This is a genomic window from Pseudomonas sp. MWU16-30322 (genome assembly GCF_020515535.1).
Classification (GTDB): Bacteria; Pseudomonadota; Gammaproteobacteria; order Pseudomonadales; family Pseudomonadaceae; genus Aquipseudomonas; species Aquipseudomonas fluorescens_H.
Genome location: NZ_JAIWYL010000001.1, coordinates 256,512 through 280,102 on the forward strand (window position 1 = coordinate 256,512; position 23,591 = coordinate 280,102).

Genomic DNA, 23,591 nt, shown 5'->3' on the forward strand with positions numbered 1-23,591 from the left:
CCAACGAATTCAGGCCAGTACGGCGACGGCCTTGATCTGCGCCCACAAATGCTGGCCCGGGTGTATGCCGAGCTGATCCCGGGAAAACCGCGTGATCCGCGCCAGCAGCGGTGTGCCGCCGGCATCGAGACGAATCAGCACATGCGCGGCATTGTCCGCCGCCAGCTCGCTGACCACGGTAACCGGCAAGCGATTGAGGATGCTGCTGGCCTCGCTGTTGTGCAGGGCCAGACTGATGTCCCGCGCATGCACCTTGCAGCGCAGGGCTTGGCCGACTGCCATTGGCGCGTGAGTCACGCGGATGTTCATGGCGGTGGCCGGCAATTGCAGGCTGAGCAACTGGTACTCGGCATCGTAGGCGCTGACCTGGCCTTCGATGATCACCCCGGCGTCATCGCCCATCGCCATTGGCAGATCCAGCCGGGCGAGGGTTTCGCCAATCGGGCCGCTGGCCAGGGCCTTGCCGTCGCTGAGCAACACCAGATGATCGGCCAGGCGAGCCACTTCATCTTGCGCGTGGCTGACGTAGAGCACTGGAATCTCCAGCTCATCGTGCAGACGTTGCAGGTACGGCAGGATTTCGTTTTTGCGCTGGCTGTCGAGGGCGGCCAGCGGCTCATCCATCAGCAACAGTTTCGGGCTGGTCAACAGTGCGCGGGCGATGCCGACACGCTGGCGTTCGCCGCCGGACAGGTGCTGCGGATGGCGCTCCAGCAAATGGCCGATGCCCAGCAGTTCGGTGGCCTGCGCCATGTCGACCCTACGCTGGGCCTTGGCGATGCGTTTGAGGCCGAACTGCAGGTTGGCCAGTACCGACAGGTGCGGAAACAGACTCGCTTCCTGGAACACATAACCGATTGAACGTTTGTGCGGCGGGACAAAAATTCGTCGCTCGCTGTCCTGCCAGACTTCGTCGTTGACCTTGATAAAACCTTGTTCGGCCCGCTCAAGGCCGGCGATACAACGCAGGCAGGTGGTCTTGCCTGAGCCGGAATGACCGTAGAGCGCGGTCACGCCACGCCCTGGCAAATGCAGATCGACATCCAGGCTGAAACCCGAATAAGCGATTTTCAGACGTGCATCAATCATTGATCAGCTCCAGCCCGCGCGGGTCTTGCGGCTGGAGTAGAGCGCCAGCAACACCAGAAACGAAAACACCAGCATCGCCCCGGCCAGCCAATGGGCCTGGGCATATTCCATGGCCTCGACATGGTCGTAGATTTGCACCGAGACCACTCGGGTCTTGTCGGGAATGTTGCCGCCGATCATCAGTACGACGCCGAATTCACCGACGGTGTGCGCGAAGCCGAGGATCGCCGCGGTCACGAAACCGGGGCGGGCCAGAGGCAGGATCACGCTGAAAAAAGTGTCCCATGGATTGGCGCGCAAGGTTGCGGCCACTTCCAGTGGGCGGGTGCCGATCGCCGAGAACGCGTTTTGCAACGGTTGCACCACAAACGGCATGGAATAGATCACCGAACCGATCACCAGCCCGGTGAAGCTGAAAGTCAGGGTGCCCAGGCCCAGCCACTGAGTGAAATGGCCGAGAAAGCCGTTGGGACCCATCGCCAGCAGCAGATAGAAGCCGATCACGGTCGGCGGCAGTACGAGGGGCAGGGCGACGATTGCGCCGATGGGGCCGCGCAGCCAGGAACGGCTGCGCGACAACCACAGGGCAATCGGAGTGCCGACGACCAGCAGGATAGCGGTGGTCAGGGACGCCAGTTTCAGGGTCAGCCAGATCGCCGCGAAGTCGGCACTCGTCAGCGACATTTAGAGCTGGTAACCGTAGGACTTGATCACCGCAGCGGCTTTCGGGCCCTTGAGGTATTCAACCAGCGCTTTGGCGGCGGCGCTGTCCTTGCCTTTGTTGAGAATCACCGCGTCCTGTTTGATCGGGTCGTGCATGTCGGCCGGAACGATCCACGCCGAACCGCTGGTGACCTTGCCGTCCTTGTAGATCTGCGACAGCGCCACGAAGCCCAGTTCAGCGTTGCCGGTGGACACGAACTGATAGGCCTGAGTGATGTTCTGGCCTTCGACGATCTTGGCTTTGGTCGCTTCAGTCAGCTGAAGTTTTTCCAGCACCTGAGTGGCGGCCAGGCCATATGGCGCGGCTTTCGGATTGGCGATGGAGAGGTGCTGGTACTCGTTTTTCTTCAGGACTTCACCCTTCGAATCGACGTAACCTTCTTTCGCCGACCACAGTGCCAGGGTGCCGATGGCGTAGGTGAAGCGCGAGCCTTTGACGGTGTCGCCTTCGGTTTCCAGTTTTGCCGGAGTGGTGTCGTCAGCCGAGAGGAACACTTCGAACGGTGCGCCGTTCTTGATCTGGGTATAGAACTGACCGGTGGCACCGTAGGCGGCGACCAGTTTGTGCCCGGTGTCTTTTTCGAAATCGGCAGCAATTGCCTGGATCGGTGCGGTGAAGTTGGCGGCAACCGCCACTTGCACTTCATCAGCCTGAGCGGCGCCGAAAGCGAATACCGCCAGCAGGGAAGCCAGGCAGGTTGGGGCAAAACGTGAGGCACGAATGGTCATGTAACAGCTCCGTTATGGGCGAGTGCAGAGGGCAGTTATTGTTGTGGGTGGACTGCACCGATGCGAGGGGGGTGAAACGCTATATAGCGAAATATATAGCGAAACGCCGCTAAACAGGAAGTGCTGTTGTATACAGGATGAAGCTGTACCGTGCCTCACCCTGGATCGGATCAGCGACGGACCAATTTTTCCAGCGCGCCTTGCGCCAGCTTCTGGGTCAGTTCGGCGCTGCTCAGCTCCTTGCCCAGCGGGAAAGCCTGACCGGCCCAGAGGTTGCTGAATTGCGCTTCACTTTTGGCGCGCAATGGCATCAGCGCCCCGCCAGCCAGCGGGAACGCCGGGGCGATGGGCGACATCGGCCCGATTTCGCGCATCACCCGATTGAGAATGCCGCGAGCCGGACGGCCGGTGAACAGGTTGGTCATCGCGGTTTCACTTTCCTTGGCGGTACGCAGCGCCTGGTGATGCGAGGCGCTGACTTTCGCTTCCGGAGTGAACAGATACGCGGTGCCGACCTGTACCGCTGACGCGCCGAGCAGCAACGCCGCGGCCACACCGCGCGCATCGGCGATGGCCCCGGCAGCGATCACCGGCACCTTCAGAGCATCGACGATCTGCGGAACCAGAGCAAAGGTGCCGACCTGGCTGCTCAGGTCATCGCTGAGAAACATCCCGCGGTGCCCGCCAGCCTCGTAACCCATGGCGATGATCGCGTCGCAACCGTTTTGCTCAAGCCACACCGCTTCATCGACAGTGGTGGCGGACGAGAGAATTTTCGCACCCGTGGCCTTGACCCGATCCAGCAAGGATTTCTCCGGCAGACCAAAGTGAAAACTCACCACTTCCGGGCGAAACTCTTCGAGCACTTCGCACGCTGCCGCATCGAATGGCGCCCGGTTGGAAACCGGTGTCGGTGCGTCGAAATCGACACCCAGTTCGCGGTAGTACGGCTCCAGCAGATTCTTCCAGTCTTGCGCGCGCTGTTCATCGGCGGCCGGTGGCTGGTGGCAGAAGAAATTGACGTTGAACGGCTTGCGAGTGTGCTCGCGAATGGTCTTCAGTTCTTCGCGCAACTGCTCGATGCTCAGCATCGCGGCCGGCATCGAACCCAAGCCGCCCGCGTTGCACACGGCGATCACCATGGACGAGTTCGTGGCACCGGCCATCGGGGCCTGGATGATCGGCAGCTCGATACCGAGCAGGTCAAGGATGCGGGTGTCAGGCCATTGGCTCATGGAAGCGGTTCTCCGAACGATGAAGCGGGGCAGGGACGGCAGAACCGGTTTTTTAACAGCTAAACCGGCCCCAGGGCCAGTCCGATTTTTTCGCACACGGACAGTCGCGCGCCGTCAGCGTCGATGAAAACCACCGCCACCGCCGCCTCCAAATGATCGGTTCATGACTTGCGAGGAATTGTGAAAGTTGTTGGTTCGCTGGTTGCCGAAGTTACGTGCGGCCGACTCGCGATTGAGGTTTTGCAACTGGGCATTGTTGTTGACCGGTGCCGTGCGAGTCGGGCTGCCCTTGACCATCGATTGCCAACCGTTGTCGGTTTTCTTGTAGACGTTGCCGTCGTGCCCGGCATAGACGTTGTCGCCCACTCGCGCGGCGCCGCCGTTACGTCCTTTCACGCTGCCATATTGTGTGGTCTTGTCAGTGTTGGGGTTGTACACCGCGCCACGATTGGCGGTGACCTGGGTGCCATTGCGAGCGTTGCCTGCGGTCACTTTTCCACCGGCGATGGCACCACCGTTCGGCCCGACCACCTCACCACTGCGCCCGGCCGCGTAATTGCCGTTGTAGACATTGTGTACGGCACCGCGCTGGCCTGCGGCCGCAATGCCGGTGCGCGAGTTGTAGGAGGAGCCGACCTGTCCGGCCCAGCGATTGCCGGTCCAGGCGTTGTACCCGGCGCCATAACGGCTTACGGTCGCGCGGTCGCCCCATTGCCGATAGATATTGCCGGTGGTGCCGGCCCAGCCACCGGGCCCCCAGGCCACGGCGCCCCCGCGATAGCCGTAAGCGGCGCCGCCCCAGGCCAGCGGCGCGGGGTACAGGCGCGGTCCCCAGTCGTATCCCCAGCCGTAATTGCCCCACCATGGATAAGCACCCCAGCCCCAACCCATCGCCACGGTGTTGCCGCCCCAGCTCCAGCCGAAGCCAAAACCGAAGGTCCAGCCAGTCCACGGCGTGTAGCGCATGGCGACGCCGAAACCGTAGGTCACCGGCGGCCCGTACCAGACGCTGCCGACCCACGGTGTGTAGGGATAACCGGTGCCATAGACCACTACACCCGTGGCCGGATCCAGATTCGATCCTTGATAGCCGGGGGTGTAGCCCACCACCACGGTGTCGCCGCTGGATTCGTAGACTTTGACGTAGGTGAGGTAATGCATCGGTGAACTCGGCGGGATCGAATAGATCACCGCCGGTACGGAGCTGGCCACGGCCCAAGGCCCGTTAACCGAGGTGGCGGTGAACCAGATACCGTTTTCCACCGCATACCAGCTGTCGTTGTCGACCCGAATGATCGGCGTCGCGCTGTTGACCACGTATTGCAGCGGCGTGCTGTTGATCGCCTTCAGCTGCGGCTCGCCATCGAACTGCGGCGCGGTCATTTTCACTGCGCTTTTCTTGATCGCCGAGGTTTGCGGAATGGTTGCAGCGATCGCGGCTTCCCTGGCCTGTGGCGTGCCGGCGACCGACGCCTTGACGTTCTCTTTCGGGCTGTCATCCGGGATATTGGCGAAGTCTGCCGGCAGTTTGTCAGCCGGGGTGAAGGTCCATGGGCCTTGCATGTCAGCGGCGCGGAACCAGCGGCCGGAGATCAGCACGTAACTGTTCTGGTCGCCGATTTCCTTGAAGATATGCCCGGTGGTATTGCTCACATACAGCAGACGGGTGCCCTGTATTGGCAGCCACTGCGGCGCGCCGTCGGTGACGATCAGTTCAGTGGGCGTGGTGGCGATGAAGATTTTCGGTTGCGGTGATTTGGCCAGACTCGGAACCTTGTCTTTCGGATCGCTCTGGCCGGTCAGCAAATCGACCTGACGACTCTGGATCGCCGCCTGTTTGGCCTTCTCCAGATCGGCCGGTGGTGTGGTCAGGCGGGTGTATTCGCCCCTGAGGCTGTCAGCGACCATCCAGCCGTCGAACACGTGCAGGTAGTGTTTGCCCTCGGCGTCCTTGAGCAATAGCGGACGGGTGTTGATCACCCGTTGCAGCCCGGTGCCATCGACCTCCCGGTACACGGCGTCGCCATCGATGTAGACGAGCAGGGCAGGGACGTCGGAACTGATGATCGCGGGCGGGGTATTTTCCAGTGGCGCGCTGTCGGCTTTCTGCTCTGCCGACAGCACGCCGACCGCGGCTTCGAGTTGATCGAGGGATATGGTTTTCCTGCGGCTTTCGGCATCTTTTTGCAGGGCTCCAAGCCAGACGTCGGCCTGACTGGCATCGGCGGGGAAGTCGGCCTTGATGATCTTGTATTGATCCAGCGCGACCCAGCGCGTGGCCTTGTCGACCAGCGTGTGCGCGCTGAACTGGACAATGCCGAAAGTGGGTTTGCCATCGGCTCCGGTGGCTTCGACGGCGGCCCGGGCATTGAGGGTGTAGCCATCCCAACTGTCGAGTTGCGGCTGATACACGGTGAGTCTGGCCTTGCCGCTGGTAATCACTTGCGGCCATGTCGGCGCGCTCGCAGCGGAGTCGGCAGCAGGGGCTTTGGTCGCGGCAGCGGGGGCAGCCCAGACATTGCCAATGATCAGCAGGCACAGCATCAGCATCGCTAGCAATGAGCGCGGGTAAGGCATTGTCAGCTCCATCGACAGGGGCCGCTTTCAGCAGGGATGACAGCGAAAGCACGACCGTCGAAAAAGCATAGCCGCCCGCTTCACAATGACTTGGCGGATTTGCGAATTGGCGCAAAGTCGGGTGGGGCAATGTGTTGCTTTGTGTTATTTCAGGGCACGAGGAATTGAATTCATTGATTGAGAGGCAGCCATGTTCAACGGCATTTTGATCGACAAAGACGACAGCAGTTACCACGCCAGCCTGCAGCAGATCAGCGAAGCGCAGTTGCCTGAAGGCAACGTGACGGTGAAGGTTGCGTACAGCACGCTGAACTTCAAGGACGGTCTGGCGATTACCGGCAGCAGTCCGGTGGTGCGCAAGTTTCCGATGGTGCCGGGGATCGATCTGGCGGGCACGGTGGAAGTCAGTTCGCATCCCGACTACCAGGCCGGTGATCAGGTGCTGCTCAATGGTTGGGGGGTGGGCGAAAGTCACTGGGGCGGGCTGGCGCAGAAGGCGCGGCTCAATGGCGACTGGCTGATTCCGTTGCCCAAAGCCTTTACCGCCGCGCAAGCCATGGCCATCGGTACCGCCGGCTACACGGCGATGCTGTGCATTCTGGCGCTGGAGCGTAACGGCGTGACCCCGGATCAGGGCGAAGTGCTGGTGACCGGCGCCAATGGCGGGGTGGGCAGTTTCGCCATCGCCTTGCTCAGCAAGCTCGGTTATCGCGTTGTGGCGTCCACAGGCCGGGTGTCCGAGCATGAGTACCTGAAACAACTGGGCGCCAGTGAGATCATCGACCGCGCAACCTTGTCCGAGCCGGGCAGACCGCTCGCCAAGGAACGTTGGGCCGGGGTGATCGATTCGGTCGGCAGTCACACCTTGGCCAACGCTTGCGCCAGTACCCGCGCCGAGGGCACCGTCGCTGCCTGCGGTCTGGCTCAGGGCATGGATTTTCCGGCGTCGGTGGCGCCGTTCATTTTGCGCGGCGTGACGCTGGCGGGGATCAACAGCGTAACTCAGCCCAAAGCGCGGCGGATCGAGGCCTGGGCGCGTCTGGCCAAGGATCTGGACTTCGCCCTGTTGCCCTTGATCAGTCATGAAATCGCCCTGAGCGAGGCCATCGACGCGGCGCCCAAGTTGCTCGCCGGACAGCTTCGCGGCAGGGTTGTGGTCGACGTCAATCGCTGACAAAGTAGGCGTCATTGCGGCCCGTGTGGCCGCATTTCTATTCAGGGAGCGGCAATTTCGATGGATTTGAAACGACAGCAAATCGACGCCTTCACCGTTGCCGGCCTGCGCGTGCGTACCACCAACGCCACAGAGCACCAACCCGAAACCGCGAAAATCGGCCCGATGTGGGGGCGGTTTTTCGGCGAGGAGTTGGCCGAAACCATCCCGGGCAAGTCAGCAAACTCAGCCATTTATGGCGTGTATTCGGCTTACGAGTCGGATGCCTCGGGTGAGTTCGATGTCACTGCCGGTGTCGCCGTGAATGCCCCGACCAAAGACTTCGAGTCGGTCCTGATCGAAGCGGGCGAGTATCTGGTATTCGAAGCGCAGGGGCCGTTGCCTGACGCGGTCATCTCGACCTGGGGAAAGATCTGGAAGTTCTTTGAGGAGAATCCGCAGATCCAGCGCCGTTACGCTACCGACTTCGAGGCCTATACCGGCCCCGAGTCCGTGTCGGTCTGCATCGGCGTGCGCTAAGGCTGCGTTTCGCGCTCCAGCAGTTGGCGCTTGCGCTCTACGCCCCAGCGATACCCCGAGAGATTGCCATCGCTGCGCACCACGCGGTGGCAGGGGATCGCTACGGCCAGACGGTTGGCGCCACACGCCTGCGCCACGGCGCGCATGGAGGTCGGCGCACCAATGCGTTGAGCGATCTCGGCGTAACTGGCGGTGCGGCCCGCCGGGATTTCCCGAAGTGCCTGCCACACCCGTTCCTGAAACGCCGTACCGCGTACGTCCAGTGGCAAGTCGAGGCCCAGTGCCGGGGCTTCGATGAAACCCACCACTTTGGCGATCAACTGTTCGAATCCGGCATCGGCGCCAATCAGGTTGGCCTGACGAAACTGATCCTGCAGGTCGCAGACCAGTTGATGCGGATCATCGCCCAAGAGAATCGCGCACACGCCGCGTTCGCTTTGCGCCACCAGAATCGCCCCGAGCGAGCATTGGCCGACGGCAAAATGAATGTCGTTGTTGCGCCCGGCAGCGCGATAGTCTCCGGGCTTCATGCCCAGGACCTTGTCGGCTGATTCGTAAAAGCGACTGTTGGAGTTGAAACCAGCGTCGTACAGCGCATCAGTGACCGAGCCGCCACCCGCGAGCCGTTCCCGCACCCTGCGCGAGCGATGCGCCGCTGCGTAACCCTTGGGCGTCAGGCCGGTAGCGGCCTTGAACATCCGGTGAAAATGGAAAGGACTGAGGCCGGCAGCTTCGGCGAGCTCGCTGAGCGCGGGCGCCGTTTCGCAAGACTCGATGTGGCGGCAGGCCATCGCCACAGTCGCGGCGTGTTGGCTGGCGACGTCAGTCTGATCCTTGCTGGTGCGCTTGCTCGGGCGGTAACCCGCCGCCTCGGCGGCTTCGGCGTTGTCGAAGAATTCGACATTCTGCGGCTTGGGCAACCGCGACAGGCTGCTCGGGCGGCAATAGATGCCGGTGGTCTTCACCGCGTAGACAAACTGCCCGTCAGCCCGAGGATCCCGCGCAACGACGGCAGCCCAGCGTGGATCGGTTTCAACGTTGATGATTGGCGACAGCTTTTTCATGGCGAGTAGTCCGTTGACCTGTTTGATTCAGGTTAACCAGCGGCGATGTTCGTAACACTCCGGGCCTTGCGGTCAAACTTTTCAGGATCATCCGGCAACACGGAAAGTCAGGTTGATCCGCCGTTCGCCCAGACGCGGATGCCGGCCGGGTTTGATCGGCAGCACCCCGTGAAAGCGCAGGCGATCAACGCCGCCCCAGATCACCATGTCGCCGTGCAGCAGAGGAATGCGCTGGCTCTTGTCGCTGCGGGCAAAACCACCGAACAGGAACATGGCCGGCAAGCCCAGGGACAGTGAGACGATCGGCGCGGCGTAGGCATTTTCGTCTTTGTCCTGATGCAAAGACATCTTCGCGCCGGGGACATATTGGTTGATCAGGCAGGAATCGGCGTGGAAGTCGGCAAATCCTGCGCGTTGCGCCGCTGTCTGCGCCAGCTCGGACAGCACCTCAGGCATTGCTGGCCAAGGGTTGCCGGTCAGTGGATCCCGTGCGCTATAGCGATAACCGCTGCGGTCGGTGATCCAGCCCAGTGCGCCGCAACTGCTGGTGCCCACCGACATGCTGAAACCACCCGGCGTCATCATGTGACGCAACGGCGCTGCGGCGAGAACGGCATCCAGCGCCGGCAGCAGTTGATCGAGCACCGGCAGGGCGAAGCCGCGCAACACCCACGATTGCTCGCCGATCTGTTCGGTACGGGGTTGCTGCTCGGGTTCGTGGTCGGCGAACAGGTCGAAAGTGGTCGGTTGCATGCTGCTCAGGACGCATCGTGGAAGATGATGCCTAGGGTATGCCGATTTCCACTGTGCAGGCGACTGACGCCGTGACGCATGGTCACCCGGTAGTCGCCGCGTGTGCCTCTGACCGGGCGCTGGTTCACTGCGAAAAGCACTGCATCACCCTTGTGCAGATCCACGACGTGCGGGCGCGACTGCATGCGTGGACGCTGCTCGGTCAGGACGAACTCGCCGCCGGTAAAGTCTTGCCCCGGCGCTGACAGAAGAATCGCCACCTGCAGAGGGAAAACCAGTTCTCCATACAGATCCTGATGCAGGCAGTTGTAGTCCTGCGGGCCGTATTGCAACAGCAGTGGCGTCGGTCGCAACTGGCCGGCGACGTGGCATTGCTGCAAAAACTCGGCAAGGGTTGCGGGAAATCGGACGGGCAAATTCATGCGTTCGTACCAGCGATTAGCCAACGGCATCAGGCGCGGGTATAGCGCGTTGCGCAGACGCTCGAGGGTGGTCGGAAGGGGATATCGAAAGTATTTGTACTCCCCGCGACCGAAACCGTGGCGGGCCATGATGACCTGCGAGCGAAACGGTTCGGTCTGTGAATACAGGGCGCTCAAGCGCTCACAGGCTGGCGCCGACAGCAGCGAACGGATGATGGCGTAGCCGTATTGATCCAGTTGCTGCTCCAGGCTGGGCCAATCGAGCGCATCCAGCCGTGACGGGGACATTGACATGCTGACTCCTGAACACTTGGTCTAGGCTGTCAGTCTGGGCAAGTCCCTGCGGCAGAACACCCCGCCGCTTGCGGTTGAATTCGACGGACTGCGTTACAGGGCTTTGCTGACGGCGATATCGCTGATCACGTCATCGGTCTGGCCGTGAATGGCATCCAGTGCAGCCTTGGCTTCTTCCACGGTGCCGTGCTCCAGTTGCGCGAACTCGAAGCGGCGATCACCGTTGAGCTTGTATTTGATGACGTATTTGGTCGTTTGGGCCACGGTCGTACTTACCTTGTGTCAGGGCGACTCAGCTGAGTTTGGTGCTGGAGCGGCGGATGATCTTGATCGAGTGGGTCAGGTTCGGTTTGCGCGTGACGCTGATGGCGCGACGGCTGACGGTGTCGATGGTGATGTTCCAGAAACCGGTGCTCGGCGCGGTGATGCGTGCTGGAAACTTGTCGAAAGCGCCGCCGTGGTAGGTGTGGCGTCCGCCATTCTTGAACGCGCGGAAGTTGGCGTCGTTCATCAATCGGATGTTGCAGGTTTGCGAGCATTGGATGACGACAATGTCGTCTTCGTTGAGGTGCTCGCGCTGGTGAATGAATTTCATGGGCGCCTCCAGAAGGGCTTTTTCTACTAAATCAAAACGATAGCATGTGCGATTGGCGCAGTTTATCAGCCCGAACAGGTTATTATCCCGCCGTCGAGCGCTGCTTTGACAATTAAAAACAGTTATTCGCGATTCGATGCGGGTTTAATGGAGTAAGCCTCGGAGAAAAATGGCATTACTGCTGTCCGAGGGTCTTTATGGGAGGTATTTGTATGAAGTGGGGTGTGGTGTGTCTGCCGTTGATGTTGGTCATGGGTGGTTGCGCGAGTGTTTCTGAGATCAATGAAACCTTGCCGACCATGAGCGTGATTTCCGGCAAGAAACCCCATGAGTATGCTCAGTGCCTTGCGGACAAGCTGGCCAGCAGCCGTGGCGCGCTGCAGATGCAGCCGCACAAGGATGGCGTGCGAGTGATTGTCCCCGGGAAATTTTCCACCGGCGCGGCAGCGGTGTTTGACATCGAAGACCGCTCCGGCGGCAGCAGCATCAAGCTGCATGAGCGCATGTCCAATGTGCCGATTCGCCCTCGTGACGTGCAAAACGCCGCCAATGCCTGTATTTCCGGCTGATAGAATAGCGGCCATCAGCACCGATGCCGTCACAGTCATGCTGTGACGGCATTTTCATTTCTGGAGTCGCGCATGAAGCGAGAGCAAGTACGGGAACGGCATGCAGAGGGCCTTATCTCTGCCACGCATGTCATTCAAAATCCGGCGAACCCGGGTGAGTGGATCGTTTTTTTCAAGAAGAGTGCCGGTCGCAGCTATTTCCTGGTGGACGATAACGACGAAGTCGAATCCTTTGCCCGGCTCGACGACTTGATCGAGATCGTGCGCGGGCTCGGGATCAAATTCGCCGAGATTCACATGTAGGGTCTATTTGCAGACCACCACCACGCTACGGTTTTTGTAGTTGCCGACATCGACCCCCAAAGTCTTGTCGCTTTCTTTGGGGGCCGGCGTGCCATCGGTCCCGACAATGCGATAACCGGTGCCGGCACAGGAGGCATCGGCCTTCTCATAGCAGGTGGCCCAGGAGTTGGCCTCGCCCGAGCAATCGATGGTCAGGCCCTGTTCGCCGTTGTTCAGGTATGTGGTTTGCGAGGTGGCACAGCCACCCAGGGCCAATACCGCAATCAGCGGCAGCAATCTTTTCATGTTCATAAGTGTGTCGTCTTCAGCGAGGGAGGGGCTAAACGCTCTGACAGCGCCGGAGTGAAAAGGTTATAGCGATTGGCCACTTGTTTGCGCTGGTGTGCCCGGCAGTCACAAAAAGCCCTGCACAAGGGCAGGGCTCGGGATGTGTCGCAATCGATCAGTCCTGATCTTTGCCACGGCGTTTGGACGACGCCGGGGTGTCGGTGAACACCGACGCCACATCAGTCGCCAACTGCTCGCTGTCGAAAGGCCCGGCGATGTGTTCGCCATTGGTAGTGGTCAGCGTCCACTTGCCGTCTTTCTTGTCGATCACATACCCGTTGATGATTTTTACCGCGGCCATCTATCTGTCTCGTTCGCTGGTTCAAAGGCGCCATGATACCGACAAATCCTCACATTGGGGGACGATGAGCGTATGGTGATGCAGCGCATTTGCGTGTTTGAGCTACTCTGTTTTCGCGGGTCGAAGACGCCAACGGAACTATCGGAGAGAATATTTCTCTATGTTGGCATCGGTTAGCCAGTGCGGGGCATTGTAAGGTGCGCGCCGCCTGATTAGACTGCGCCGAAACTCGTACACACAGCCCTTTCAAGGACTTATATGATCAAGAAATGCTTGTTCCCAGCAGCCGGTTACGGTACTCGCTTCCTGCCAGCGACTAAAGCCATGCCCAAAGAAATGCTGCCGGTGGTAAACAAGCCACTGATCCAGTACGGCGTTGAAGAAGCTCTGGATGCTGGCCTGACTGAAATCTCGATCGTGACCGGTCGTGGCAAGCGTGCTCTGGAAGACCACTTCGACATCAGCTATGAGCTGGAAAACCAGATCAAAGGCACCGACAAGGAAAAATACCTGGTCGGCATCCGCAAGCTGCTCGACGAGTGCTCGTTCTCCTACACCCGTCAGACCGAAATGAAAGGCCTGGGCCACGCGATTCTGACCGGTCGCCCACTGATCGGTGACGAGCCGTTCGCCGTGGTACTGGCGGACGACCTTTGCGTCAACCTCGAAGGCGACGGCGTACTGACCCAGATGGTCAAGCTGTACAAGCAGTTCCGCTGCTCGATCATCGCCATTCAGGAAGTCGATCCACAGGAAACCAGCAAATACGGCGTGATCGCCGGCGAGATGATCCGCGACGACATCTACCGCGTACACAGCATGGTCGAGAAGCCAAAGCCGGAAGACGCTCCGTCGAACCTGGCGATCATCGGTCGTTACATCCTGACCCCGGACATCTTCGATCTGATCGAGCAGACCGAGCCAGGCAAGGGTGGCGAAATCCAGATCACCGACGCCCTGATGAAGCAGGCCCAGAATGGCTGCGTAATGGCTTACAAGTTCAAGGGCAAGCGTTTTGACTGCGGTGGCGCCGAAGGCTACATCGAAGCCACCAACTTCTGCTTCGAGAACTTCTACAAGACCGGCAAGGCTTACTGATAGCGCCGGATCTGCATCGCGACGGGTGTTAAATGCACCCAAGTGAATGTACCCACAAACGCCCCGGCTTGTTCGGGGCGTTTGTTTTTGTGCTGGAAAACCCCTTGAGTCCAGCAGTGCGGTTCACTGGTGCGCTCTGAGCGCGCTGGCTGCTTTTTCAAGGGGAGGGCACGTTCGAGCATGCTGGCTGTGCCGATTCGCTTCAGACGGCACAGCAGAGCCCCGCACAAGCGAGCAACCTGTCCGCCCGAAACGAAAAAAGCTCCGTATCTTGCGATACGGAGCTTTTTCTTTATTCGTTGCGCCGATTGCGATCTCTCGAAACCGGCGCCTTCCAGGCCGTTACTGCTGCACGACATTCGCTGCGGCGGGCTCGACCTTTTTCGGCTTCATCAGGCTGAAGTCGATCAGCGCGCGCTGCTCACGCTCGTACGGGTTGCCGATCATCAGCGGACGCGGCTTGAAGCTGTCGCTGACCAGGCTCTTGCTGCGGTCCAGTTCATCGAAACTCAAGCCGGCCATGTCCGCCCAAGTGTGGATCAGGTGCGAGCTGCTGTACGGCCGGCCGAGGTCTGCGGCGAAGTTCCAGTCATGGTTCTCGCGCCATTTCGGCGAAGCCCAGGCCATGAACGGAATGGTGTACATCGGCGCCGTCGGTTTGTTCTCGTTACGGCCCAGGGTGTTGTGGCCGGCGGAGTCGAACACGTCTTCTCCGTGGTCGGAGAGGTACAGCAGGAAACCGTTCGGATCGGACTTGGCGTAGTCCTTGATCAGGCTGGACACCACGAAATCGTTGTACAGCACGGCGTTGTCATAGCTGTTGTAGGTCGGCACCTGGTCATCACGCACGCCGGCCGGCACGCCGGTACGATCCTGGAACTTGTCGAAGGTCGGCGGATAGCGGTACTGGTAGCTCATGTGAGTGCCGAGCAGATGCACGACGATCAGCTTGCGTTGAGCCGGATCAGTCAGCGCCTTGTTGAACGGCTCGATCACGTCACCGTCGTACTGCGCGGCGTTCTGATTACGGTTGTTGTTCAGGTACACCTGCTCGTCGGCCTGTTCGGAGAAGGTCGTGAGCATGGTGTTGCGTTTGGTCATGGTCTGCTGGTTGGTGATCCAGAACGTCTTGTAGCCGGCCTGTTTCATCATGCTGACCAGCGAAGGCGTCGACAGGTACAGATCAGGATTCTCTTCGTCGGCGAAGGTCAGGACCTGTTGCAATGCTTCAATGGTGTAAGGGCGCGGAGTGATGACGTTGTCGAACACCGCGAGCTGATCCTTGAGCTTGTCCAGCTCCGGCGTGGTCTTGCGCGGATAGCCGTACAGGCTCATGCGCTGACGGTTGGTCGATTCGCCGATCACCAGCACCAGGGTCGAAGGTTTATCGGCGTCTGCAACCTTGAGGTTATGCAGCGGCGGGACCTTGCTGGTGCTGTGCAGCATCTCTTCCATGCCGGCCAGCGTATCGAGGTAGCGGTGGTAAGCCACCGCCATCTGCCAAGGCACGGCTGGCTCGATGCGGTCTTCGAACTTCTCGAAACCGCCGGCGAAACTGCCGGTGCGCTGGGTTTGTTTGATCAGCGGGTAGCCGACTACGGCGAAGACGATCGCGATCGCAGCCACGAACGCGCGGCCACGGGGCATGTAAACCGGGCGCAGGCGGGTCCACAGGAAGTAGGCGAAAGCGGTATGGGCGAGGAACGCCGGGATCATCCACCACGCGAAGTACTGGGTCATGTACTCGCCCGCCTCAGACACGTTCGACTCGAACATGATGAAGATGACGCTTTGCGAAAACTCCTGCTGATAGATGAAGAAGTAACCCAGGCTGGCCATGGAGCAGGCCCACAGGACCACGCCGATCAACGCGGCGAGCAGTTTGGTGCGCTTGGGGAACGCCAGCATCGGGGCGAGCCAGAGCGCACTCATCACGAAGGCTTGACGGAAACCGCTGAAACCGGAGGTGCCGGTCAGCTGGATCAGCAGTTGGGTGATTCCCGAGAAATACCAGAAGAACGCGAACAGCCAGAGAACCCCGGCCCAATCGAAACCTGTCGCAGTCGTTTTGCTGCGTTTGAACAATGCCATTCAGCACTCCAGCTCATCGTCACTAACCACCGTCGGAGCGCTACATCAAAACCGACGAACGGAAGCCGCGCGCAAACGCACGGCCAGAATGGGCCGGAGTATCACCAAGGCAATGTGAAAACTTCGTTAGTTGCTGATCAGGGGCGGGGGAGCATCATGTCGGGAACGACAGGCGCCGTTCCCGAAGCTGGCGAGACAGGTCAGGCGTGCGGATTACGCTGGACAACCGGCAGAGGTTTGGGCTGAGCGCCCTGGGTCAGCGAGCGCAGCTGCGCCAGCTCCTGCTTCAACTGGTCGCGCTCGTCTTTCAACTGGCGCAATTCATCGCGACGGATCGTGACGTACAGGGTTTGTGGCGGCATTGCTGTGTGTACTGTGCCCATTGCTCACCTCGCAAATGGCGTGTCTCAACTGCAAATCGTCCCCGCGTCGGGGCTACTGACCTGCTATCGGCGCCAATTTTGATTTCTTTTGCCCGTGAATGGAACTTTTTTATTTTTCATGGTCGGTGTGTCTTCGGCAGGATTCGGGGCGTTATCAGTCTGGATCGGGCACAATGCCCGGAAACTTCATCGCAACGCTCTGGACTAACCTCCATCAGTCGCGTTGGGCTATAACCAATGACACACATTTATTTGTAGTAAGGAGCATCAGCACATGCAACTCGGGATTATTGGACTGGGCCGCATGGGCGGCAATATTGCGCGACGTCTGATGCTCAACGGTCACACCACCGTTGTTTACGACCGCAATACCGCTTTCATCGATAACCTGGTCGCCGAGGGCTCCACCGGCGTTGCCGACCTGCCCGCTCTGGTGGCAGGCCTGGCCAAGCCACGTGCCGTATGGGTCATGCTGCCGGCCGGCGCGCCGACCGAAGACACCATCAACACCCTGAGCGACTTGCTGGAAGCCGGTGACACCATCATCGACGGCGGCAACACCAACTATAAGGATGACATTCGCCGGGCGAAAACCCTGGCCGAGAAGGGCTTGCATTACATCGACGTCGGTACCTCCGGCGGCGTCTGGGGCCTGGAACGCGGCTATTGCATGATGATCGGCGGCGATGCCGAGACTGTGCAGCGCCTTGACCCGCTGTTCGCTGCGCTGGCGCCGGGCATGGGTGACATTCCGCGCACCAAGGACCGCAAGTCCGATGATCACCGTGCCGAGCACGGCTACATTCACGCCGGTCCTGCCGGTGCCGGGCACTTCGTGAAGATGATCCACAACGGCATCGAGTACGGCATGATGGCCGCGTTTGCCGAAGGCTTCGACATCCTCAAGACCAAATCCAGCGAGCGTCTGCCGGAAGACCAGCGCTTTGATCTGAATGTTGCCGACATCGCCGAAGTCTGGCGTCGTGGCAGCGTGGTTTCGTCCTGGCTGCTGGACCTGACCGCCGACGCGCTGGCCAGCGACCCGAAACTCGATGGGTTCTCCGGTTCGGTGGCTGACAGCGGCGAAGGTCAATGGACCATCGAAGCGGCCATGGAACAGGCAGTGCCGGTGCCGGTGCTGTCGAACTCGTTGTTCTCGCGCTACCGCTCCCGCGGTCAGGGCACCTTTGGCGACAAGATCCTTTCGGCCCAACGCTTCGGCTTCGGCGGCCATGTGGAGACACCGAAAAAATGACCCATACGATCCGCAGGAAATCCAAGGCAGAACCCGCTCCACCGACCACGCTGTTTCTGTTCGGTGCCCACGGTGACCTGGTCAAGCGCTTGCTGATGCCGGCGCTGTACAACCTGAGTCGCGACGGCCTGCTGAATGATGGCCTGCGGATCGTCGGCGTTGACCACAACGCCATTAGCGATGAAGCCTTCGCGCAAAAACTTGAAGACTTCATCCGTACCGAAGTGGCGGCGAAGGTCGGCAAGGGCGATCAGATGCTTGATCCGGCCTTGTGGGCCAAGCTCGCCAAAGGTATCAGCTACGTCCAGGGCGACTTCCTGGACGACAGCACCTATTCAGCGCTGGCGGCGAAAATAGCCGACAGCGGCACTGGCAATGCGGTGTTCTACTTGGCCACCGCGCCACGTTTCTTCAGTGAAGTGGTGCGCCGTCTCGGCGCGGCCAAACTGCTTGAGGAAACCCCCGAGGCGTTCAGAAGGGTGGTAATCGAGAAGCCGTTCGGCTCCGATCTGCAAACCGCCGAAGCCTTGAACGCCTGCCTGCTCAAGGTCATGTCCGAGAAACAGATCTATCGGATCGACCATTACCTGGGCAAGGAAACCGTGCAGAACATTCTGGTCAGCCGGTTCTCCAACAGCCTGTTCGAGGCCTTCTGGAACAACCATTACATCGACCACGTGCAGATCACCGCCGCAGAAACCGTCGGTGTTGAAACCCGTGGCAGTTTTTACGAACACACCGGCGCGTTGCGGGATATGGTGCCCAATCACCTGTTCCAGTTGCTGGCGATGGTCGCCATGGAACCACCGGCCGCGTTCGGCGCTGACGCCGTGCGTGGCGAGAAGGCCAAAGTGGTCGGCGCGATCCGCCCATGGACGGTCGAGGAGGCGCGAGCCAATTCGGTACGCGGTCAATACAGCGCCGGTGAAGTCGATGGCAAAGCGTTGAACGGTTACCGTCAGGAGCCGAACGTTTCGCCCGACAGCAGCACCGAAACCTACGTCGCGCTGAAAGTCATGATCGACAATTGGCGCTGGGTCGGTGTGCCATTCTATTTGCGCACCGGCAAGCGCATGAGCGTACGCGACACCGAGATCGTCATCTGCTTCAAACCGGCGCCGTACGCGCAGTTCCGTGACACCGAGGTCGACGAGCTGCAGCCAACCTATCTGCGTATCCAGATCCAGCCCAATGAGGGCATGTGGTTCGACCTGCTGGCCAAACGGCCGGGGCCGGCGTTGAACATGGCCAACATCGAGCTGGGGTTCGCGTACAAGGACTTTTTCGAGATGCAGCCGTCAACCGGTTACGAAACGCTGATCTATGACTGCCTGACCGGCGATCAGACGCTGTTCCAGCGTGCCGACAACATCGAGAACGGCTGGCGTGCGGTGCAACCGTTCCTCGACGCCTGGCAGCAGGACGCCAGCGTGCAAAGCTACGCTGCCGGTGAAGATGGCCCACAAGCCGCCAATGATCTGCTGACTCGCGATGGTCGCGTCTGGCATGGTCTGGGATGAGTAACGCAACGCAACACTCCATCCGTTTTCTGCTCAGTGACATGGACGGCACACTGTTGCAGCCCGATCACAGCCTGAGCCAGCGCACGCTCGACGCGGTTCGCTCGTTGCGCGAGGCGGGCGTGTTCTTCAGCCTGGCCACCGGGCGCCCGCCCAAAGCCATGTTGCAGCAGATCGAAGCCTTGGGTATCGACGTGCCGACAGCGGCGTTCAACGGCGGCACCATCGTCAAGCCTGACGGCACGCTGCTGGCTGCGCACTATCTGCCGGTAACGGTGGCGCTGACGGCTTTGGCGACGTTCATCGATCAGCCAGGTGTTGAAATCTGGGTGTTCAGTGGCGGTGACTGGCTGCTCAAGGACCCCAACGGGCCAATGGTGCCGCGTGAACAGCACGGTCTTGGCTATCCGCCGGTGGTGGTGGAGAGTTTCGAGCCATATTTGCAAAGGATCGACAAGATCGTCGCCACCAGTCAGAACACGGATCTGCTGATTGAACTGGAAGCTCGCTTGTTGACCAAGGTTGAGGGACAGGCGCAGGTTTCACGTTCGCAACCGGTGTATCTGGACGTCACGGCGCTGGAGGCAAACAAGGGCACCGCGCTGTCGACGATTGCGGAGTACCTGAACGTGCCGCTGGAGCACACCGCCGCGATTGGCGATGGCGGTAATGACCCGGCGATGTTCCATCGTGCCGGGTTCTCGATCGCCATGGGGCAGGCGGAAGAAGCGGTGCGACGGCAGGCCGATGCAGTGACCGCGCCAAACACCGACGATGGCGTGGCGCAGGCGATCGAGAAGTACATCCTCGGTCGCTGATTCACCCGGAAACAAACTGTGGGAGCGGGCTTGCTCGCGAATGCGGTGTGTCAGTCAACACATCAAGTGCCTGATACTCCGTCTTCGCGAGCAAGCCCGCTCCCACAGTTTTAATCGCGTGTTGTCAGAGCCAGTAACTCACCGCATACCACCCCAGCAACCCCATCACCACGGTGTACGGCAACGCCATCCACACCATCCGCCCGTACGAAAGGCGCACCAGCGGCGCGATCGCCGAGGTCAGCAGGAACAGGAACGCCGCCTGACCATTCGGCGTCGCCACGCTCGGCAGGTTGGTGCCGGTGTTGATCGCGATCGCCAGTGTCTCGAAATGCTCGCGACTCATGTGCCCGGACAGGAACGCCTGTTTCACTTCGGTGATGTAGATGGTGGCGACGAACACGTTGTCGCTGATCGCCGAGAGCAAGCCGTTGGCAATGAACAGCATGCCCGGTTGTTGCTCCGCCGGCAGGGCCAGCACCCACTGGATCAACGGGGCAAACAGTTGTTGATCGTGAATCACCGCGACCACGGCAAAGAACACCACCAGCAATGCAGTGAACGGCATGGCGTCTTTGAAGGCGCTGCCCAGGCGATGCTCGTCGGTGATGCCAGTGAACGCGGTGATCAAGACGATTACCATCAAACCGATCAGGCCGACCTCGGCGACATGAAACGCCAGGCAACCTATCAGGATCAACGCAGCAGTGCCTTGCACCAGCAGGGCGGCACGCTGGCGCGGGGTGCGTTCGGCGTTGTCTTCGGCGGCGTAATTGGCTAGCACGGCACGCACGTTGTCCGGCAGCAGGGTGCCGTAGCCAAACCAGCGCAACTTTTCCAGCAGCATGCAGGTCAGCAGGCCAGCCACCAGTACCGGCAGCGACACCGGCGCGACCTTCTGGAAGAACTCTGCGAAGTGCCACCCCATCTCATGGCCGATCAGCAGATTCTGCGGCTCGCCCACCAACGTACAGACCCCGCCGAGTGCGGTGCCCACCGCGCCGTGCATCAGCAGGCTGCGCAGGAATGCGCGAAACTGTTCGAGATCGTCATGGTGCAGGGCTGGCAGGTGCCGGTCGTCGCTGAATTCGCTGTCCTGGCGCGGATCGTTGCCCGAGGCTACGCGGTGGTAAACCGAATAGAAACCGACCGCCGCGCTGATGATCACCGCCGTCACGGTCAGCGCATCAAGAAACGCCGACAGAAACGCCGAGAGAAAACAGAACATCAGCGCCAGCAGCGTCTTGGAGCGCACGCCGAGCAGCAGGCGCGAGAACAGAAACAGCAGCAGGTCTTTCATGAAGTAGATGCCTGCGACCATGAACATCAGCAGCAGGATCACCGGAAAGTTGTGCACCAACTCATCGTACAGGGCCTGCGGCGTGGTCATCTTCAGCAGCAGGGCTTCGATCAGCAACAACCCGCCGGGCATCAACGGATAGCACTTGAGGGCCATGGCCAGGGTGAAAATGAACTCGATCACCAGCAGCCAGCCGGCGGCGACCGGGCCGACAGTGAACAGCACCACGGCATTGAGGATCAGGAACCCGACGATGCACGCCTTGTACCAGCGGGGCGAATGCCCGAGGAAATTGTGCGCGAACGCCTGGGCCAGTGAACCGGACATCGGTTGCTCCTTGTATTAAGAAGCGCGCAAGTTGCCGCAAGTGTCTGGCAAGTTCAAGTCCGCGGGAGTTATTGATTCAGATAGCGCGCGACCATGGCGCGGTAGTTGCCGTCTAGTGAATAGCCGCCAACCAGGATGCGTCCGTCTACCTGCACGGCGAGCGAATTGGCGGTGTCCAGGCTGTGCCCCAGACGCGTGCGTAGCCAGCCGCCGTTGCCGAACTGCGCGTCGAGTCGTCCGTCGAGCAGATAGCGCGCCACGATGAAATCCGCCTCGATCCCGCCAATCGTTGCACCCACCGCGATGATTCGGCCATCAGCCATGCATTGGGCTGCGCTCCACTGGCAACCGCTGGGACCGATTTCCAGCAGATGCGGGAGGCCTGAGTTGTTGCGCAATTCCGGACGACCATTTCGGTGCAGGCTCAGCGTCAGGCAGCGGATCGGGTCGCGACTGCTGCCAAAGCAGTGCAGATGCTCCTGCGACTCGATGACCTGGCTGACCATCGCGCTTTGGCCGTGGGCCTTGAAGGCGAGGAAACCATCCACCGCGAAACGTTCATCAAGGCGCCCGTCAGGCAAATAGCGCGCGACCAGCCCCTCTTGGGGGAAGTCAATTGAGCCAGCGACGAGGATCCGCCCATCCTCCTGCAATACAAGGCTGCTGAGCCAGGTGTTGAGCAGCAGATGGCGGATCATCACGAAGCCGCGGCCATTGAAGCTTGTATCGAGCTCGCCGTCCGGCATGAGGCGGATCAGCATGCCGGCATGGTCGGCAAGTTCGAAGTGGTGATTGGCGATCAGCAGAATGTGCCCGTCGTCTTGCACGGCGATGTCGCAGGCTTCGGCGCCTGGCACGCCGGGCGGTAGCCAGGTATCGCGGGAACCGATGGACAGGTCTCCAGGCAGGCGTACTACTTTGCAGCCATTTTCGCCAAAACCCGGGTCGGGAATTCCGTCGGCGCTGAACAGGGCAAGGGCGGGCAGGGTGCGATGGGTGTTTTGATAATGCAGCCCGGCCAGCAGGATTCGTCCGTCGGGCAGCACCTGGACCTTGCCACCCGTGGCTTCAAAACCGCGTTCAAATTCACCGATCACACTGCCTTGCTGTCCAAACGCGAGGTCGGCCGAACCGTCAGCGAGTATTCGCGCCAGACCAAAACGGCTGCCCTGGGCAGTGCCGATCTTGGCGGCGACCAACACGCGTCCCTGTCGGTCCAGCGCAACACCCTGGGTCATGCTGGAAACACTGCCGGCGAAATAGACTTGAGCAACGCCAGTGTTGGCAAATTGTTTGTCCAGTTGTCCGCAGGTATTGAGTAGTGCCGGGCGCGCAAAGGCGTTCTCGGAGGACATGCATGCTTCTCCTTGCAAGTTGACCAGGCCCGAATCGGGCGGGTAACTGCATGAGCGGAACATTCAATCCCTGAATACACGCAAGTTCAACTGAGAGAACTAACAGGTGGAGGGTCGCACTGTGCCATAACAGTGTCTTTTTGAACCAAATGAAAGCCTGCCAAGCAGTGGCGCCTGACGCTTGAAGGAAAGTTGTACAAAAGTACTGGAGATAAACAGCAGTTTGTAACTAACGAAACACAATGCGGATGACCTGAATGTCACCCGCATGCCCCTCTGATCAATGCGGCATCGACCACGATTGCAGCAGGTAACCTTCTTTGCTCAATTCAGCACGGGCCTGTTGCAACAGCAATTCCAGCTGCGCCGGGTCGGAGTAGGCGCTGCTTGGGATCTGCTGGCGGCCGATATGCGAGTTGGTGCGATCGATGACGGTCAGGTTCAGTTCGCCGTTGCCGTCTTGTGGGGCCCAGGCCACGCACTGGAAGGGTTTGAACGCGTGGTTGGCAATCAAAAGAGCTTCGTTGATACGGAGCGGGGCGGTCATGGGGTCTTCTCTCTGTCGTGCCCAATCAAATGATGTGCCGTCGGTTGGGCTTACCGTTCGGCTGGTTACTTGTACTGATGCACGCAACCCCGTGGCAGGTCACACACGACATAAAGAAATTTCAACTTTGTTGCTGAGGCCGGACATTTCGAGCGTTTTTGAAAGCTTGCTGAAAGATAGCAAGTCGATAGCTAACTAATAAACTCGCTTCTTATAACTCGTT

General features: G+C 60.2%; 25 protein-coding genes. 8 read left to right on the top strand and 17 right to left on the bottom strand.

Annotation, left to right across the window (positions count from 1 at the left end):
• Positions 1 to 9: 9 nt before the first annotated feature.
• The 5 genes from modC to LCH64_RS01115 form a co-directional block, all read right to left on the bottom strand.
• The gene (gene modC / locus LCH64_RS01095; RefSeq protein WP_003225408.1) at positions 10 to 1,089 is read right to left on the bottom strand and encodes a molybdenum ABC transporter ATP-binding protein; all 1,080 of its coding nucleotides are present in this window, start codon (positions 1,087 to 1,089) and stop codon (positions 10 to 12) included.
• 3 nt (positions 1,090 to 1,092) lie between these two features.
• Positions 1,093 to 1,773, bottom strand: a complete 681-nt coding sequence (gene modB / locus LCH64_RS01100) for a molybdate ABC transporter permease subunit (RefSeq protein WP_003225407.1) — start codon at positions 1,771 to 1,773, stop codon at positions 1,093 to 1,095.
• A complete protein-coding gene (gene modA / locus LCH64_RS01105; RefSeq protein ID WP_226499220.1) occupies positions 1,774 to 2,541 on the bottom strand; it encodes a molybdate ABC transporter substrate-binding protein in 768 nt (255 codons plus the stop codon). It abuts the gene before it with no gap.
• A gap of 170 nt (positions 2,542 to 2,711) precedes the next feature.
• A complete protein-coding gene (locus LCH64_RS01110) occupies positions 2,712 to 3,776 on the bottom strand; it encodes a nitronate monooxygenase (RefSeq protein WP_226499221.1) in 1,065 nt (354 codons plus the stop codon).
• A gap of 114 nt (positions 3,777 to 3,890) precedes the next feature.
• The gene (locus LCH64_RS01115; protein WP_226499222.1) at positions 3,891 to 6,353 is read right to left on the bottom strand and encodes an autotransporter; all 2,463 of its coding nucleotides are present in this window, start codon (positions 6,351 to 6,353) and stop codon (positions 3,891 to 3,893) included.
• Between the two features lie 190 nt (positions 6,354 to 6,543).
• Between LCH64_RS01115 and LCH64_RS01120 the strand changes: the two genes are divergently transcribed.
• Both LCH64_RS01120 and LCH64_RS01125 read left to right on the top strand, forming a co-directional pair.
• On the top strand, positions 6,544 to 7,527 hold the full coding sequence (locus LCH64_RS01120; protein WP_226499223.1) for an MDR family oxidoreductase: 984 nt from the start codon (positions 6,544 to 6,546) through the stop codon (positions 7,525 to 7,527).
• 60 nt (positions 7,528 to 7,587) lie between these two features.
• Positions 7,588 to 8,046: a GyrI-like domain-containing protein gene (locus LCH64_RS01125; RefSeq protein WP_226499224.1), complete on the top strand. Its 459-nt coding sequence runs from the start codon at positions 7,588 to 7,590 to the stop codon at positions 8,044 to 8,046.
• Here LCH64_RS01125 and ada read toward each other — a convergent pair.
• The 5 genes from ada to LCH64_RS01150 all read right to left on the bottom strand — a co-directional run bounded on the left by ada (position 8,043) and on the right by LCH64_RS01150 (position 11,174).
• Complete coding sequence (gene ada / locus LCH64_RS01130) at positions 8,043 to 9,110, bottom strand: bifunctional DNA-binding transcriptional regulator/O6-methylguanine-DNA methyltransferase Ada (RefSeq protein WP_226499225.1); 1,068 nt, start codon at positions 9,108 to 9,110, stop codon at positions 8,043 to 8,045. The two genes, LCH64_RS01125 and ada, sit on opposite strands and share 4 nt — an antisense overlap.
• Before the next feature lie 87 nt (positions 9,111 to 9,197).
• Positions 9,198 to 9,863: a DNA oxidative demethylase AlkB gene (gene alkB / locus LCH64_RS01135; protein WP_226499226.1), complete on the bottom strand. Its 666-nt coding sequence runs from the start codon at positions 9,861 to 9,863 to the stop codon at positions 9,198 to 9,200.
• A 5-nt stretch (positions 9,864 to 9,868) separates the two neighbouring features.
• Positions 9,869 to 10,579 (bottom strand): 2OG-Fe(II) oxygenase, encoded by a 711-nt coding sequence (locus LCH64_RS01140; RefSeq protein ID WP_226499227.1) that lies wholly within the window; start codon positions 10,577 to 10,579, stop codon positions 9,869 to 9,871.
• 93 nt (positions 10,580 to 10,672) lie between these two features.
• Positions 10,673 to 10,843, bottom strand: coding sequence for a hypothetical protein (locus tag LCH64_RS01145; protein WP_003225397.1), 171 nt, complete (start codon positions 10,841 to 10,843; stop codon positions 10,673 to 10,675).
• 28 nt (positions 10,844 to 10,871) lie between these two features.
• Entirely contained in the window at positions 10,872 to 11,174 is a 303-nt protein-coding gene (locus LCH64_RS01150) for a DUF1883 domain-containing protein (protein ID WP_003225394.1), read from the bottom strand.
• A gap of 212 nt (positions 11,175 to 11,386) precedes the next feature.
• Here LCH64_RS01150 and LCH64_RS01155 point away from each other — a divergent pair, with 212 nt between their 5' ends.
• Both LCH64_RS01155 and LCH64_RS01160 read left to right on the top strand, forming a co-directional pair.
• The gene (locus LCH64_RS01155) at positions 11,387 to 11,743 is read left to right on the top strand and encodes a hypothetical protein (protein ID WP_226499228.1); all 357 of its coding nucleotides are present in this window, start codon (positions 11,387 to 11,389) and stop codon (positions 11,741 to 11,743) included.
• 72 nt (positions 11,744 to 11,815) lie between these two features.
• Positions 11,816 to 12,046, top strand: coding sequence for a hypothetical protein (locus tag LCH64_RS01160; RefSeq protein WP_003225391.1), 231 nt, complete (start codon positions 11,816 to 11,818; stop codon positions 12,044 to 12,046).
• Between the two features lie 3 nt (positions 12,047 to 12,049).
• Here the strand turns inward: LCH64_RS01160 and LCH64_RS01165 are convergent, their stop codons facing one another.
• Complete coding sequence (locus LCH64_RS01165; protein ID WP_226499456.1) at positions 12,050 to 12,331, bottom strand: hypothetical protein; 282 nt, start codon at positions 12,329 to 12,331, stop codon at positions 12,050 to 12,052.
• Between the two features lie 157 nt (positions 12,332 to 12,488).
• Entirely contained in the window at positions 12,489 to 12,674 is a 186-nt protein-coding gene (locus LCH64_RS01170) for a hypothetical protein (RefSeq protein WP_003225388.1), read from the bottom strand.
• Positions 12,675 to 12,932: 258 nt separating this feature from the next.
• On the opposite strand from LCH64_RS01170, the gene galU reads away from it, so the two are divergent.
• Positions 12,933 to 13,772 carry a UTP--glucose-1-phosphate uridylyltransferase GalU gene (gene galU, locus LCH64_RS01175; RefSeq protein WP_007912230.1) on the top strand — a complete coding sequence of 280 codons (840 nt, stop codon included), beginning with the start codon at positions 12,933 to 12,935 and terminating at the stop codon, positions 13,770 to 13,772.
• A 342-nt stretch (positions 13,773 to 14,114) separates the two neighbouring features.
• Here galU and LCH64_RS01180 read toward each other — a convergent pair whose 3' ends face one another.
• Together LCH64_RS01180 and LCH64_RS01185 are read right to left on the bottom strand one after the other, a co-directional pair.
• Complete coding sequence (locus LCH64_RS01180) at positions 14,115 to 15,863, bottom strand: phosphoethanolamine transferase CptA (protein WP_226499229.1); 1,749 nt, start codon at positions 15,861 to 15,863, stop codon at positions 14,115 to 14,117.
• Positions 15,864 to 16,063: 200 nt separating this feature from the next.
• Positions 16,064 to 16,246, bottom strand: a complete 183-nt coding sequence (locus tag LCH64_RS01185; protein ID WP_003225385.1) for a DUF6026 family protein — start codon at positions 16,244 to 16,246, stop codon at positions 16,064 to 16,066.
• Positions 16,247 to 16,520: 274 nt separating this feature from the next.
• On the opposite strand from LCH64_RS01185, the gene gnd reads away from it, so the two are divergent.
• Genes gnd through LCH64_RS01200 form a run of 3 tightly spaced genes read left to right on the top strand, consistent with a single transcriptional unit; the run spans position 16,521 to position 19,839 of the window.
• Positions 16,521 to 17,501: a phosphogluconate dehydrogenase (NAD(+)-dependent, decarboxylating) gene (gene gnd, locus LCH64_RS01190; RefSeq protein ID WP_226499230.1), complete on the top strand. Its 981-nt coding sequence runs from the start codon at positions 16,521 to 16,523 to the stop codon at positions 17,499 to 17,501.
• Positions 17,498 to 19,021, top strand: a complete 1,524-nt coding sequence (gene zwf, locus LCH64_RS01195; RefSeq protein ID WP_226499231.1) for a glucose-6-phosphate dehydrogenase — start codon at positions 17,498 to 17,500, stop codon at positions 19,019 to 19,021. Before gnd ends, zwf begins: the two co-directional genes overlap by 4 nt.
• Positions 19,018 to 19,839, top strand: coding sequence for an HAD family hydrolase (locus LCH64_RS01200; RefSeq protein WP_226499232.1), 822 nt, complete (start codon positions 19,018 to 19,020; stop codon positions 19,837 to 19,839). The genes zwf and LCH64_RS01200 overlap by 4 nt, the downstream gene beginning before the upstream one ends.
• 124 nt (positions 19,840 to 19,963) lie before the next feature.
• Here the strand turns inward: LCH64_RS01200 and nhaB are convergent, their stop codons facing one another.
• The 3 genes from nhaB to LCH64_RS01215 all read right to left on the bottom strand — a co-directional run bounded on the left by nhaB (position 19,964) and on the right by LCH64_RS01215 (position 23,368).
• On the bottom strand, positions 19,964 to 21,466 hold the full coding sequence (gene nhaB, locus LCH64_RS01205) for a sodium/proton antiporter NhaB (RefSeq protein ID WP_226499233.1): 1,503 nt from the start codon (positions 21,464 to 21,466) through the stop codon (positions 19,964 to 19,966).
• A 68-nt stretch (positions 21,467 to 21,534) separates the two neighbouring features.
• Positions 21,535 to 22,821, bottom strand: a complete 1,287-nt coding sequence (locus LCH64_RS01210; RefSeq protein ID WP_226499234.1) for a hypothetical protein — start codon at positions 22,819 to 22,821, stop codon at positions 21,535 to 21,537.
• A 280-nt stretch (positions 22,822 to 23,101) separates the two neighbouring features.
• Positions 23,102 to 23,368 carry a hypothetical protein gene (locus tag LCH64_RS01215; protein WP_003225374.1) on the bottom strand — a complete coding sequence of 89 codons (267 nt, stop codon included), beginning with the start codon at positions 23,366 to 23,368 and terminating at the stop codon, positions 23,102 to 23,104.
• Positions 23,369 to 23,591 lie beyond the last annotated feature (223 nt).